Source organism: Bradyrhizobium sp. 14AA, from assembly GCF_054185205.1.
Genome location: NZ_JAVAYM010000017.1, coordinates 88,752 through 101,769 on the forward strand (window position 1 = coordinate 88,752; position 13,018 = coordinate 101,769).

General features: G+C 64.8%; 13 protein-coding genes and 1 pseudogene. 13 read left to right on the forward strand and 1 reads right to left on the reverse strand.

The features are described from left to right. Window positions 1-106 precede the first annotated feature (106 nt). Window positions 107-262 (reverse strand): hypothetical protein, encoded by a 156-nt coding sequence (locus tag RAD15_RS27350; protein ID WP_458181318.1) that lies wholly within the window; start codon window positions 260-262, stop codon window positions 107-109. A gap of 127 nt (window positions 263-389) precedes the next feature. Here RAD15_RS27350 and RAD15_RS27355 point away from each other — a divergent pair, with 127 nt between their 5' ends. From RAD15_RS27355 to RAD15_RS27415, 13 genes and pseudogenes are all read left to right on the forward strand, one after another. Further along, entirely contained in the window at window positions 390-965 is a 576-nt protein-coding gene (locus RAD15_RS27355) for a cytochrome c oxidase subunit 3 family protein (RefSeq protein WP_458181320.1), read from the forward strand. Continuing rightward, window positions 965-1,225: a cytochrome C oxidase subunit IV family protein gene (locus RAD15_RS27360; RefSeq protein ID WP_458181321.1), complete on the forward strand. Its 261-nt coding sequence runs from the start codon at window positions 965-967 to the stop codon at window positions 1,223-1,225. Before RAD15_RS27355 ends, RAD15_RS27360 begins: the two co-directional genes overlap by 1 nt. A gap of 95 nt (window positions 1,226-1,320) precedes the next feature. Further along, a complete protein-coding gene (locus tag RAD15_RS27365; protein ID WP_458181322.1) occupies window positions 1,321-1,773 on the forward strand; it encodes a c-type cytochrome in 453 nt (150 codons plus the stop codon). Between the two features lie 52 nt (window positions 1,774-1,825). Next, window positions 1,826-3,172: a cbb3-type cytochrome c oxidase subunit I gene (locus tag RAD15_RS27370; protein ID WP_458181323.1), complete on the forward strand. Its 1,347-nt coding sequence runs from the start codon at window positions 1,826-1,828 to the stop codon at window positions 3,170-3,172. Between the two features lie 63 nt (window positions 3,173-3,235). Beyond that, a complete protein-coding gene (locus tag RAD15_RS27375; RefSeq protein WP_458181324.1) occupies window positions 3,236-4,045 on the forward strand; it encodes an AAA family ATPase in 810 nt (269 codons plus the stop codon). Between the two features lie 10 nt (window positions 4,046-4,055). Further along, the gene (locus RAD15_RS27380) at window positions 4,056-5,972 is read left to right on the forward strand and encodes a VWA domain-containing protein (protein WP_458181325.1); all 1,917 of its coding nucleotides are present in this window, start codon (window positions 4,056-4,058) and stop codon (window positions 5,970-5,972) included. Window positions 5,973-6,156: 184 nt separating this feature from the next. Continuing rightward, complete coding sequence (locus tag RAD15_RS27385) at window positions 6,157-6,822, forward strand: HAD family hydrolase (protein ID WP_458181326.1); 666 nt, start codon at window positions 6,157-6,159, stop codon at window positions 6,820-6,822. An 8-nt stretch (window positions 6,823-6,830) separates the two neighbouring features. Next, the gene (locus tag RAD15_RS27390; RefSeq protein ID WP_458181327.1) at window positions 6,831-7,781 is read left to right on the forward strand and encodes a sugar-binding transcriptional regulator; all 951 of its coding nucleotides are present in this window, start codon (window positions 6,831-6,833) and stop codon (window positions 7,779-7,781) included. Between the two features lie 304 nt (window positions 7,782-8,085). Next, a pseudogene (locus RAD15_RS27395) lies at window positions 8,086-9,397 on the forward strand (ABC transporter substrate-binding protein). A gap of 96 nt (window positions 9,398-9,493) precedes the next feature. Then, window positions 9,494-10,366 (forward strand): carbohydrate ABC transporter permease, encoded by an 873-nt coding sequence (locus RAD15_RS27400; protein ID WP_458181328.1) that lies wholly within the window; start codon window positions 9,494-9,496, stop codon window positions 10,364-10,366. 3 nt (window positions 10,367-10,369) lie between these two features. Further along, entirely contained in the window at window positions 10,370-11,200 is an 831-nt protein-coding gene (locus RAD15_RS27405) for a carbohydrate ABC transporter permease (protein ID WP_458181329.1), read from the forward strand. Window positions 11,201-11,214: 14 nt separating this feature from the next. Beyond that, a complete protein-coding gene (locus RAD15_RS27410; RefSeq protein ID WP_458181330.1) occupies window positions 11,215-12,222 on the forward strand; it encodes an ABC transporter ATP-binding protein in 1,008 nt (335 codons plus the stop codon). Window positions 12,223-12,242: 20 nt separating this feature from the next. Further along, the gene (locus tag RAD15_RS27415) at window positions 12,243-13,016 is read left to right on the forward strand and encodes an SDR family NAD(P)-dependent oxidoreductase (RefSeq protein ID WP_458181331.1); all 774 of its coding nucleotides are present in this window, start codon (window positions 12,243-12,245) and stop codon (window positions 13,014-13,016) included. Window positions 13,017-13,018: the final 2 nt, after the last annotated feature.

The window sequence follows — 13,018 nt, forward strand, 5'->3', positions numbered from 1 at the left end:
GGTGGGCAAAGGCGCAACGCGCCGTGCCCACCATCTTTCCATGATCACGACCGATCGTGGGCACACGTCCGCCTGCGGCGGCCGCTTTGCCCACCTACGGCACCTGTTACTGCGTTGTGAACAGCACCGTCGCGATGGCGACGGACAGGCTCACCGCCGATACCGTTGCCACGGTTGACAGCACGCCCATCTTTCTCAGGGCGATCGCGAAGACGATGATGATCGGTGTCGCGGTCATCAGTCCGAGTTGTGCATCGCTCATCCTATAGCACCCCGTGGAACGCTGAAGCGGTTCTTACCGCGCTCCACTGCCGCCCAGTTTGTCCTGCGACAAATTCCGAACTGGACGGGTGAGCTAAGGCTGGCCGGTGTCCTGATCCGGAAAGACGATGTCCACGGCCGATTGCGAACAACAGGGAACCGGCTGGGGAATTTTGGAAGATCTCCCCGGCGATCCCATGATCTGGGTGCTGATCTTCAGCGAGCTCGTCGCCTTCGGCCTGTTTCTCGGGGCCTTCACTGTCGCGCGTGCGATCCATCCGGCGGTGTTCGCGGCCGGGCAGGCGGCGCTCGATCCGCAGCTCGCCGGCCTCAATACCGTCGTGCTGGTGACCAGCGGCTGGGCGGCGGCCCGGGCGACCAGGGCCGCGCGAGCCGGTGAGAAGCGGGTGTCGCGCCGCTGGCTTCTCATCGCCATGGCGCTCGGCGGCTTCTTCATCGCGATCAAGCTCACGGAATATGCCGAAGAGATTGGACGCGGCGTCGGCCTGGAGACCAGCCCGTTCTTCACGCTCTACTTCCTCCTGACCGGCTTCCATCTGCTGCATGTCGGCCTTGGCATCATCATCCTGGCTGTGGTCTGCCGCCGCGCCGAGATATCAGGCGTCGAGACGGGAGCCGCCTTCTGGCACATGGTCGATCTGGTCTGGATCGTCATGTTCCCGATTCTCTATCTGGTGAAATGATGCCCGATCGCCTCGACATCACCTGGATCGTGCTGATCGGTCTCGCGCTCGCGACCATCCTGCTGCCGCCCCTGATGCCGCGGCCGCTGCTCGGCAACGCCGTGCTGCTGGCGCTCGCCGCCATCAAGGGCCGCCGCATCGCGCTCGACTTCATGGATCTCCGCGCCGTGCCCGCGCTCTGGCGCGGCCTCGTCAGCGCCTGGGTCGTCATCGTGCTGCTGTTCGCCTGGCTCGCCTCCGCCGCCGTCGCCCTGATCTGACGCGCTCATTGCGCCCTGACAAAGAACCGGCCGGGCAAAGCGGCAATAAATCACCGCATCGCATTTTCTGAGGAATTAAACGGAAAGGATTGGCAATGGCTGAACGCCTGACCAAGTCGGCCGCTCGAAACGTCTTCTACGGCGGCTCGGCCTTCTTCTTCGCCATTTTCATAGGGCTGACGGCGCACAGCCACTACTACATGGCGACGACCTCGACGGACGCGACGACGCTGACGTCGTCGGTCGCCCGCGGCAAGCACGTCTGGGAGAAGAACTCCTGCATCAACTGCCACACGCTGCTCGGCGAGGGCGCCTATTTCGCCCCTGAGGTCGGCAATGTCTGGGATCGCTGGGGCGGCAACGAGGATCCGGCCGCCGCGCGCGAGACGCTGAGGGCCTGGATGCAGTCGCAGCCATCGGGCGCAGAGGGACGGCGGCAGATGCCGCAGTTCAACCTCACCGACCAGGAGCTCAACGATCTCGCCGACTTCCTGCAATGGGCCAGCAAGATCAAGCGCCAGAGCTGGCCGCCGAACAAGGCGGGCTGACGCGCATGCCTCCTTCAAGACCTTGCCTCTTTCAAGACAGAGAGAACCCGAGATGAAATACCAAACCCAGAAAGTCGCGATGCTGTATTTCTACGGCGCGCTGACCCTGTTCCTGGCCCAGGTCGTGTTCGGCCTGCTCGCCGGGACCATCTACGTCCTGCCCAACACGTTGTCGGTGCTGCTGCCGTTCAACATCGTCAGGATGATCCACACCAACGCGCTGATCGTGTGGTCGCTGATCGGCTTCATGGGCGCGACCTACTTCCTGCTGCCTGAGGAAACCGAGACCGAGCTGTACAGCCCGTTGCTCGCAAAGATCCAGTTCTGGATGTTTTTCGGAGCTGCCGGCGTCGCCGTGGTCGGCTATCTCTTCCACTACCACGAGGGCCGCGAGTTCCTCGAGCAGCCCTTCATCATCAAGGTCGGCATCGTCGTGGTCTGCCTGATGTTCCTTTTCAACGTCACCATGACGGCGCTCAAGGGCCGCAAGACCACGGTCACCAACATCCTGTTGTTCGGCCTGTGGGGCGTTGCGATCTTCTTCCTGTTCGCCTTCTACAATCCGGCGAACCTCGCCGTCGACAAGATGTACTGGTGGTACGTCGTCCATCTCTGGGTCGAGGGCGTCTGGGAGCTGATCATGGCCTCCATTCTCGCTTATCTCATGATCAAGCTCAACGGCATCGACCGCGAGGTCGTTGAGAAGTGGCTCTACGTCATCATCGGCCTCGCCCTGTTCTCCGGCATCCTCGGCACCGGCCACCATTTCTACTGGATCGGCGCGCCCGGCTACTGGCAGTGGATCGGCTCGCTGTTCTCCACGCTCGAGGTGGCGCCGTTCTTCACCATGGTGATCTTCACGGTGCAGATGACCTGGAAGGCCGGCCGCAAGCATCCGAACCGCGCTGCGCTGTTGTGGTCGGTCGGGTGCTCGGTGATGGCGTTCCTCGGCGCCGGCGTCTGGGGCTTCCTGCACACGCTGTCCTCGGTGAACTACTACACCCATGGCACCCAGGTCACCGCCGCACACGGCCATCTCGCCTTCTTCGGCGCCTATGTGATGCTGAATCTGTCGGTGATGGCCTATGCGATCCCCCAGCTCAAGGGACGCGCGCCCTACAACCAGTGGCTCAGCATGACGAGCTTCTGGGTCATGTGCACGGCGATGATGACGATGACCTTCGCGCTGACCTTCGCCGGCGTGGTCCAGGTCCATCTCCAGCGCGTGCTCGGCCAGAGCTACATGGACGTGCAGGATCAGCTCGCGATGTTCTACTGGGTCCGGCTCGGCTCCGGCGTATTCGTCGCGATCTCCGCACTGATGTTCGTCTGGGCCGTGCTGGTGCCGGGCCGCGAGAAGCAGGCGGCCATTCCCGCCGCGCTGCAGCCGGCCGAGTAAACGCAAATGGCGGCCGCGGTTCGCCGCGGCCGCCTGCTTCCCTGGAAAGTCCGGAGAGACATCATGAAACCTGCCCTTCACACCGTGACCTCGGCGCCCGCGCTGCCGGCCTATGTCGCGAGCGGCAACGAATGCGCGCTGTTCGAGCACGCCTGGCGCAATCAGCTTCCGGTGCTGCTGAAGGGCCCGACCGGCTGCGGCAAGACGCGCTTCGTCGCGCATATGGCGGCCCGGCTGGGCCTGCCGCTGCACACGGTCGCCTGCCATGACGATCTCACCGCCGCCGATCTCACCGGCCGCTATCTTTTGCGGGGCGGCGACACCGTATGGACTGACGGTCCGCTGACCCGCGCGGTGCGCGAAGGCGGCATCTGCTATCTCGACGAAGTCGTGGAAGCGCGCAAGGACGTCACCGTTGTGCTGCATCCGCTGACCGACGACCGCCGCATCCTGCCGCTGGAGCGCACCGGCGAGGAGCTCGCCGCGCCCAAGAGCTTCATGCTCGTGGTCTCCTACAATCCCGGTTACCAGACGCTGCTCAAGGCGCTCAAGCCCTCGACGCGTCAGCGCTTCGTTGCCATCGAATTCGGCTTCCTGCCACCCGAGCAGGAGATTGCCGTCGTGTCCGCCGAAAGCGGACTGTCGCCGGAGCGCGCGCGGCCGCTGGTCGGGCTGGCCGGCCGGTTGCGCGCGCTCAAGGGCCACGATCTGGAGGAGGGCGTCTCGACCCGGCTCGTGGTCTATTGCGCGACCCTGATTGCCGCCGGCACGCCGACCGCCGACGCCGTGCTTGCCGGCATGATCGAGCCGCTGACCGACGATGCCGACGTCAAGGCGGCGCTGCTGGATGTCGCGCGCGCCGTGATCGGGTGAGGCCGCTGCCATGCTCGACTTCCTGGAACTGGAGGAGACGGTCGGCCGGGCCTGGCACCGCATGGTCGGCGGCACCACGAGCTATCCGGTTCACGACGATCACGCGGTTTCGCTTACCGAGGTGAGAGGCCGGCTCGCGGTCATGTTCCGCGCGCTTGGCGGCGAGACCGGCGTGCAGATCGCGAGCGCAGGTGCGCGAAAATCGGGACACCGTCTCGGCTGGCGGCAACGCATCGGTCTCGGCGATGAACGTCTCGAGCAGCCGGGCCGCGACGCCGCAACCATCTTCCTGCCCGATCGCATCGCGCTTTTTCCCGATCGTGCGCTGAACGCATCGCTCTATCGCTGGCTCGCGGCATGGTTCGCGGTTGCGCCGATCGAGACGATCACCGAATCCGATCCACTCAGGCGCGACCTGCTCGTGCTGCGCCGCGCCGCGGAGACGGCGGTCTTTGTGCTCACACAATTTCCCGGCCTCGTCGCTGACTATGCGCAGCTTGCCGCGGCGACTGCGGAGGCCCGGCCGCAACGTCCCTTGCCGCGTGTCGAGCAGGAGGTCGAGCAGATCGCTCTCGCGCTGCTCGGCGCCGGCAAGGCGCCCGCGGGCACGCTATGGCCGGCGATGATGGGAACGGGCCCGCTGCCGGACAAGGCGCCGCCGGGCTATCATCCGGTCCTGCCATGTCCGCTCTGGGGCGAATGCTGGACGCGCGAGCTCTCGCCCGCGCATGCGGGCGAAGACGCGTGCGCTGATGGCGCGGAACCGGCGGCCCAGGACAATCGCAAGCGTTTTGCCGTGCGTGAGCGCGAGGACAATGCCAATCGCCGCGACCCCTTCGTGCTCAACCGCTTCGAGAAGATCCTGGCGATGGCCGAGATGGTCAACGTCGACCGTCCCGCCGACGACAGCGACGACGAGGACGCGCAGAAGGCGGCCGACGATCTCGAGGAGATCACGCTGAGCCGTCGCAGCGGCAAGCCGGCGAGCCGGTTCAAGTTCGATCTCGACCTGCCGCCGGAAGCCCTCGATGCGTCCCAGTTGAATGCGGACCTCACCTATCCCGAATGGGATTACCGCAGCGGCGCCTATCTGCCCGATCATTGCCGCGTGCTCGCGGGTGCGGCCTCCGAGCAGGGTGAGAGCTGGACGCCTGACGAGGCCATGCGTCGGCACATCCGCCAGGTGCGCCGCCGCTTCGAGGTGCTGCGGCCGCGTCACGAATTGTTGCGCGCCCAGGCCGATGGAGACGACCTCGACCTCGACGCGCTGGTGCGCGCGCGGTGCGATCTGCGCGCCGGCAGCAGCAGCGGTCTCGATCGCATCCATGTCGCGATGCGCCCGCAAGGGCACGATCTCGCGGTCACGCTGCTGGTCGACGTCTCGCTCTCGACGGACGCCTGGGTCGATGGCTATCGCGTGCTCGACGTCGAGAAGGAGGCGCTGCTGGTGCTTGCCCACGGCCTGTCGGCCTGCGGCGACCACCACAGCATTCTCACCTTTACCTCGCGCCGGCGCTCCTGGGTGCGGCTCGAAACCGTCAAGGCCTTCGGCGAGCCGATGAGCGGAGCGGTAGAGCGCCGCATCGGCGCGCTGCGGCCGGGCTATTACACGCGGATCGGCGCGGCGGTGCGCCACGCCGCGGCCGAGCTCGCCCGCCAGCCGCAGCGCAAGAAGCTGCTGCTCGTCCTCACCGACGGCAAGCCGAACGACGTCGATCACTATGAGGGACGCTTCGCGCTCGAAGATACCCGCAAATCCGTGCAGGAAGCGCGCCGGCTCGGCCTCGCGGTTTTCGGCGTGACGGTCGATGCGACGGCGCAATCCTATTTCCCGACCCTGTTCGGGCGCGGCGGCTACGCCATCGTCGGCAACATCAAGCGATTGCCCGCGGCGCTGCCGGCGATCTACCGCCAGGTGGCGCATTGACGGAGCGACACGAGAGCCATCGCACGATGAACGTCATGCCCGGGCTTGTCCCGGGCATCCACGTTCTTCGGCGCCGCCAAGGAAGGTCGTGGATGGCCGGGGGAATAGCCTGCATCCCGGGCGGTCAGGCTGCATGCGTCCGTGAACTATTGCTCACAGGATGGGTATATGATCGAATGGACCGATGGACCAAATCCGGCCAAAACCCGATCTGATCATCTTCGATTGCGACGGCGTGCTCGTCGACAGTGAGCTGGTGAGCTGCCAGTGCCTGTCCGAGGTGCTGGCCGAATTCGGGATCGCGCTGAGCCAGGCGCAGGCGCTCGAGCTCTTTCTCGGGCGCAGCACGAAGGCGGTCGAGCAGCATTATCGCGATCTCGGACAGGTCTTGCCGGGCGACTTTCTGCAGCGCCTGAAATCGCATGTGCTGACGACGTTCGCGAAGGCGCTGCAGCCGATCCCGGGCATCCCGGCCGTGATATCCGAACTACGCGCTCCGTTCTGCGTCGCCTCGTCCAGCGACATCGACCGCGTCTCGCTCTCCCTCAACGTGACCGGCCTCGCGTCGCATTTCGACGGCCGGCTCTACACCGCGCAGATGGTCAGGCAAGGCAAGCCGGCTCCCGATCTCTTTCTGTACGCGGCCGACAAGATGGGCGTCTCGCCCGCGCGCACGCTGGTGATCGAGGACAGCGTCAGCGGTGTGCAAGCGGCGAAAGCTGCTGGCATGATGGCCTGGGGATTTGTCGGCGGCAGCCATTATCGCGGACGCGACGGGCAGGCTATATTGTCCGCCGCGGGGGCCGACCGGGTCTTCGCGCGCATGACCGATTTCTGGAAGGACGCGTGAGGCCCGCCATGGCCGCCGAGAACGACAAATCAAGGCTCGACGATGCCGCGCGCGCCGGCTGGCTCTATTTCATTGCCGGCCACACCCAGGACGAGATCGCAAAGATGCTTCAGGTCTCGCGCGCATCCGCGCAGCGGCTGGTCTCGCTGTGCCTCGCCGAGCGTCTCATCACGTTCCGGCTCGAACATCCCATTGCCGCCTGCATGGAGCTGGCCGGGCGCCTGAAGGAGCGGTTCGATCTCGTCCATTGCGAAGTCGTGCCGGCCGATCCCGCCGCGCCGCAGGCCACCGCGGGCATTGCCGAACGCTGCGCCAATCTGCTCGATTCCACGCTGCGTTCGGAGACGCCGGTCATCGTTGCGCTCGGCACGGGGCGGGCGGTGCGCGCCGCCGTGGAACGCGTCACGCCGATCGACCGGCCCAACCACCAGATCGTCTCACTGGTCGGCAACATCTCCGCCGACGGTTCGGCGAGCTTCTACGACACCGTCGGTCGGCTCGCCGACCGCACCGGCGCGCGGCATTATCCGATGCCGCTGCCGTTCCTGATGTCGTCGGAGGACGAGCGCAACAAGATGGTGCGGATCGAGCCGATCGCCAAGGTGAAGGCCGTTGCGGCCAAGGCGGATTTGCGCCTCGTCGGCATCGGCCAGATGGATCAGAAGGCCCAGGTCCACATCGACGGCTTCGTCACCCGCGACGAATTGTTCGAGATGATGCGGTTAGGTGCCATCGGCGAGATCACCGGCTGGGCCTATGATGCCAAGGGCCGCCTGCTCAAATCAGGCACCAACAAGCGCCTCACCAGCATCCCGCCGGAGGTGCCGGCGAAGACCACGACGATCGCCGCCGCGGTCGGCGCGGCCAAGGTTCCGGCCATCGCTGCGGCGCTCAACGGCGGCCTGATCAACGGGCTGATCACGGACGAGACGACCGCAACGGCGATTTTGGAGCGGTAGAGCGCAAACTCGCGACTTGCTCCGCTGTCATCGTCCGCCTTGTGCGCAATTGCGCACTGGGGCGGACGATCCAGTACGCCGCGGCCCCGCTTGGGGCAAACCAATGGACGACACGGAGTACTGGATGCCGCGCTTTCGCGGGGCATGACAGCCGTGGGCGAGGCAGCATCCCCATCACTCCCGCACCGCAGCACTCATAAGTTGCGCAAACGCCCGCGCGCCTGCTTGACAAGCACCGCCCCTCCGTTGAACATACGCCCAACGCGTGGGCATATGCTCAAAACGCGAATTGAGGGAGGTCACCGTGAAACAATTCCTCGGCGCCGTCTGCGGCGCGTCCGTCCTGTTGCTGGCCGTCCCCGTGATGGCCGAAACCACCCTGACGATCGCCACCGTCAACAATGGCGACATGATCCGCATGCAGGGGCTGACGGCTGAATTCACCAAGAAGAACCCGGACATTTCCGTGAAATGGGTGACGCTGGAAGAGAACGTGCTGCGCCAGCGCGTCACCACCGACATCGCCACCAAGGGCGGCCAGTTCGACGTCCTCACCATCGGCACCTATGAGGTGCCGATCTGGGCCAAGAAGGGCTGGCTGGTGCCGCTCGCCAATCTCGGTGCCGATTACGACGTCGCCGACCTCCTGCCAAAGATCAAGGATGCGGTCTCCGCCGACGGCAAACTCTACGCCGCGCCGTTCTATGGCGAGAGCTCGATGGTGATGTACCGCACTGACCTGTTCGAGAAGGCCGGCCTGAAGATGCCGGAAAAGCCGACCTGGGACTTCGTGATCGACGCGGCCAAAAAGCTGACCGACAAGAGCGCCGGCACCTACGGCATCTGCCTGCGCGGCAAGGCCGGCTGGGGCGAGAACATGGCGTTCCTCTCGGCCATGGCCAATTCTTATGGCGCGCTGGTTCGACGAGAAGTGGGAGCCGCAGTTCAACACGCCGGAATGGAAGGCGACGCTCACGACCTACGTCAATCTGATGAAGGAAGCGGGCCCTCCCGGCGCGAGCTCGAACGGCTTCAATGAAAATCTGGCGCTGTTCAACGCCGGCAAATGCGCGATGTGGATCGACGCCACCGTCGCCGCGTCCTTTGTCACCAACCCGAAGGACTCCAAGGTGGCCGACAAGGTCGGCTTCGCACTCGCGCCCAACACCGGGCTCGGCAAGAACGCCAACTGGTTGTGGGCCTGGAATCTCGCGATCCCCGCCGGCTCCAAGAAGACGGAAGCGGCCGAGAAGTTCATCGCCTGGGCGACGAGCAAGGACTACACCAAGCTCGTGGCGTCGAAGGAGGGCTGGGCCAACGTGCCGCCGGGCACGCGCGCCTCGCTCTACCAGAACGAAGAATATCTCAAGGTTGCGCCGTTCGCGAAGCTGACGCTGGCCTCGATCGACGCGGCCGATCCGAACAAGCCGACGGTGAAGCCGGTGCCCTATGTCGGCGTGCAATATGCTGCGATTCCCGAATTCCAGGGCATCGGCACCCAGGTCGGCCAGCAATTCTCCGCCGCGCTCGCGGGATCGATGACGGTCGATGCCGCGCTCACCGCGGCGCAATCGGCGACCGAGCGCGAGATGAAGCGCGCCGGCTACATCAAGTGAACCCGAGCTCTTCCTCCTGAGCTCAAACTGGCGGCCATCCACTCAGTCAGCCCCGGATGGATGGCCGCCTTCTTCCGTCAAGCGGAGAAGTCAGGGATGGCCACCCGACAGACGCAGTTCCTTGCGCGCTCGCTCCTGACGCCTGCGGTCGGGCTGCTGTTCATCTGGATGATCGTCCCGCTCGCGCTGACGATCTATTTCTCGACGCTGCATTACAGCCTGCTCGATCCCGGCTCCGAGACGTTCGTTGGCCTCGAGAACTTCCGCTACTTCCTCACCGATCCCGCCTTCCTTGCTTCGCTCCAGAACACGCTGGTGCTGGTCGGCTCGGTGCTGGCGCTGACCATCCTGCTCGGCATTCCCCTGGCGCTGTTGATGGACCAGCCGGTGATCGGGCGCAATTTCGTGCGGCTGATGGTGATCGCGCCGTTCTTCGTGATGCCGACGGTGAGCGCACTGGTCTGGAAGAATCTGCTGATGCATCCGGTGTCCGGCCTGTTCGCCTGGCTCGCCTCGCTATTCCATTTGACGCCGATCGACTGGTTCAACGACGTGCCGCTGTTTGCCGTCATCCTGATCGTGACGTGGCAATGGCTGCCCTTCGCGACGCTGATCCTGCTCACCGCGCTGCAATCGCTCGACGAGGAGCAGAAGGAGGCCGCCGAGATGGACGGCGCCAGTGCCGTCTCGACCTTCATCTACATCACCCTGCCGCACCTCGCGCGGCCCATCACGGTGGTGATCCTGATCGAGACCATCTTCCTGCTCACGGTCTTCGCGGAAATTTATGTCACCACGGGCGGTGGCCCGGGACTGTCGACCACCAACATCGCCTTCCTGATCTATTCGCAGGCGCTGATCCAGTTCGACGTCGGCAGTGCCTCCGCGGGTGGTCTCGTCGCGGTGGTGATCGCCAATGTCGTGGCCTTCTTCCTCGTCCGCATCGTCGGCCGCAATCTGGAGGCGTGACACATGGCACGGATGGCGACGACACGGCAGGTGGTGGTCTCGACGATCGGGGCGTGGTTCTTTGGCTTCCTGATCTTCTTCCCGATCCTCTGGATGGTGCTGGCGAGCTTCAAGACCGAGCTGGAGGCCTTCGCCATCCCTCCGTCCTTCCTGTTCTTCCACTGGACCACGGAGAACTACGCCACGGTGCAGGAGCGCAGCGACTATTTCCACCACGCGATGAACTCGATCATCATCGCCGGCGGCTCGACGCTGATTGCGCTCTTGATCGCGATCCCGGCGGCGTGGTCGATGGCGTTCTCGCCGACCAAGCGCACCAAGGACATCCTGCTCTGGATGCTCTCGACCAAGATGATGCCGCCAGTCGGCGTGCTGGTGCCGATCTACCTGATCTTCAAGACTTTCGGCCTGCTCGATTCCCGCATCGGCCTCGTCTTCATCCTGTGCCTCGGCAATTTGCCGATCGTGATCTGGATGCTGTTCACCTATTTCAAGGAGATCCCGCGCGATATCCTGGAAGCCGCGCGCATGGATGGCGCCACCATCGGCCGCGAGCTCGTCTACGTGCTGACGCCGATGGCGATCCCGGGGCTCGCATCGACCATGCTGCTCAATCTGATCCTGGCGTGGAACGAGGCGTTCTGGACGCTCAACCTGTCGACCTCGAACGCCGCGCCGCTCACCACGTTCATCGCGTCCTATTCGAGCCCGGAAGGGCTGTTCTGGGCCAAGTTGTCGGCGGCCTCGACGCTGGCGATCGCGCCCATTCTCGTCCTCGGTTGGTTCAGCCAGAAGCAGCTCGTGCGCGGGCTCACCTTCGGCGCGGTGAAGTAAAGGGCTGCCGGATCATGGGTCAGATCACACTTCAGGGCGTGCAGAAATCCTTCGGTCCCGTGCACATCATCAAGGGCGCCGATCTCGAAATCGCCGACGGCTCCTTTGTCGTGTTCGTCGGCCCCTCCGGCTGCGGCAAGACCACGCTGCTGCGGCTGATCGCTGGCCTCGAGGACGTCTCCGGCGGCAAGATTCTGATCGACGGCAAGAACGTCGTCGACACGCCGCCGGCCAAGCGCGGGCTCTCCATGGTGTTCCAGTCCTACGCGCTCTATCCGCATATGAGCGTGCGCGGCAATATCGGATTCGGCCTGAAGCTGGCGGGCCTTGCCAGGGACGAGATCAACCGCAAGGTCGAGGCGGCCGCCGCGACGCTGAATCTCACGCCCTATCTCGACCGCAAGCCGCGCGAGCTCTCCGGCGGCCAGCGCCAGCGCGTCGCGATCGGCCGCGCCATCGTGCGCGAGCCAAAGGCGTTCCTGTTCGACGAGCCGCTCTCCAACCTCGACGCAGCATTGCGCGTGCAGATGCGCATCGAGGTGACGCGGCTCCAGAAGCAGCTCGGCACCACGGCGATCTACGTCACCCACGACCAGGTCGAGGCCATGACCATGGCCGACAAGATCGTGGTGCTCAACGGCGGCAAGATCGAGCAATATGGTTCGCCGCTGGAGCTCTACGAGAAGCCCGCCAACCTCTTCGTCGCCGGCTTCATCGGCTCACCCAAGATGAATTTCGTCACCGGCGAGCACGCCTTGCAGAAGGGTGCGGCAACGATCGGCGTACGTCCGGAGCATCTGAAAATCGAGCGCGACGGCGCCGGCGGCTGGCAAGGAACGATCGCGGTGGCGGAGCATCTCGGCAGCGACACCTTTCTTTATGTCGATGCCGGTCCGCTCGGCATGCTGACGGCGCGTTACATCGGCGAGCTGAGCCTTCACGCCGGCGACCGCGTGTCGCTGGTGCCGGATCCCGCGCGCATCCATCGCTTCGATGAGCGCGGCAACGCGCTTCGGAACTAACAAGAAACGGGAATACCACCATGTACCTGGAAAAGTTCAAGCTGAACGGCAAGACCGCGTTCATCACCGGCGGCGGGCAGGGCATTGGCCTTGGTTGCGCGGAAGCGCTGGCCGAAGCGGGCGCCAAAGTCATCATCGGCGACCGCGACAGCAAGGTCGCCGACAGCGCAAAGGCCAGCCTGAAGGCGAAGGGTTTTGACGTCGAGACCGCGATCATGGACGTCACCGACACCAAACGCGTGGCCGAAGTCGCGAACGACCTCGTCGCCCGCCATGGCAAGGTCGACATCCTCGTCAACAATGCCGGCATCGCGCGCAGCGAGACCCCGGCGGAGACCGTCACCGACGAGCACTGGCTCAACGTCATCGACGTCAATCTCAACGGCACCTTCTGGTGCTGCCGCGAATTCGGCAAGCACATGCTGAAGGCCGGGAGCGGGGCCATCGTCAATGTCGGCTCGATGTCCGGCTTCATCGTCAACAAGCCGCAGGAGCAGTGCTTCTACAACGCCTCCAAGGCCGGCGTGCACCATCTGACCAAGTCGCTGGCCGCCGAATGGGGCGCGCGCGGCATTCGCGTCAATGCGGTGGCGCCGACCTATATCGAGACGCCGCTCAACGCTTTCGTGAAGAGCAACGCCAAGATGTATGACGCCTGGATCGGTGGAACCCCGATGGCGCGGATGGGGCAGGTCGAGGAGATTGCTTCCGTCGTGCTGTTCCTGTCTTCCGAGGCCGCGAGCCTGATGACTGGCAGCATCGTGCTGGTGGATGGCGGCTACACTTGCTGGTAGGC

Bases quoted from the DNA above. Each gene is read 5' to 3' on its own strand.
- RAD15_RS27350 (WP_458181318.1), bottom strand. From the start codon at position 262: ATGAGCGATGCACAACTCGGACTGATGACCGCGACACCGATCATCATC.
- RAD15_RS27355 (WP_458181320.1), top strand. From the start codon at position 390: ATGTCCACGGCCGATTGCGAACAACAGGGAACCGGCTGGGGAATTTTG.
- RAD15_RS27360 (WP_458181321.1), top strand. From the start codon at position 965: ATGCCCGATCGCCTCGACATCACCTGGATCGTGCTGATCGGTCTCGCG.
- RAD15_RS27365 (WP_458181322.1), top strand. From the start codon at position 1,321: ATGGCTGAACGCCTGACCAAGTCGGCCGCTCGAAACGTCTTCTACGGC.
- RAD15_RS27370 (WP_458181323.1), top strand. From the start codon at position 1,826: ATGAAATACCAAACCCAGAAAGTCGCGATGCTGTATTTCTACGGCGCG.
- RAD15_RS27375 (WP_458181324.1), top strand. From the start codon at position 3,236: ATGAAACCTGCCCTTCACACCGTGACCTCGGCGCCCGCGCTGCCGGCC.
- RAD15_RS27380 (WP_458181325.1), top strand. From the start codon at position 4,056: ATGCTCGACTTCCTGGAACTGGAGGAGACGGTCGGCCGGGCCTGGCAC.
- RAD15_RS27385 (WP_458181326.1), top strand. From the start codon at position 6,157: ATGGACCAAATCCGGCCAAAACCCGATCTGATCATCTTCGATTGCGAC.
- RAD15_RS27390 (WP_458181327.1), top strand. From the start codon at position 6,831: ATGGCCGCCGAGAACGACAAATCAAGGCTCGACGATGCCGCGCGCGCC.
- RAD15_RS27400 (WP_458181328.1), top strand. From the start codon at position 9,494: ATGGCCACCCGACAGACGCAGTTCCTTGCGCGCTCGCTCCTGACGCCT.
- RAD15_RS27405 (WP_458181329.1), top strand. From the start codon at position 10,370: ATGGCACGGATGGCGACGACACGGCAGGTGGTGGTCTCGACGATCGGG.
- RAD15_RS27410 (WP_458181330.1), top strand. From the start codon at position 11,215: ATGGGTCAGATCACACTTCAGGGCGTGCAGAAATCCTTCGGTCCCGTG.
- RAD15_RS27415 (WP_458181331.1), top strand. From the start codon at position 12,243: ATGTACCTGGAAAAGTTCAAGCTGAACGGCAAGACCGCGTTCATCACC.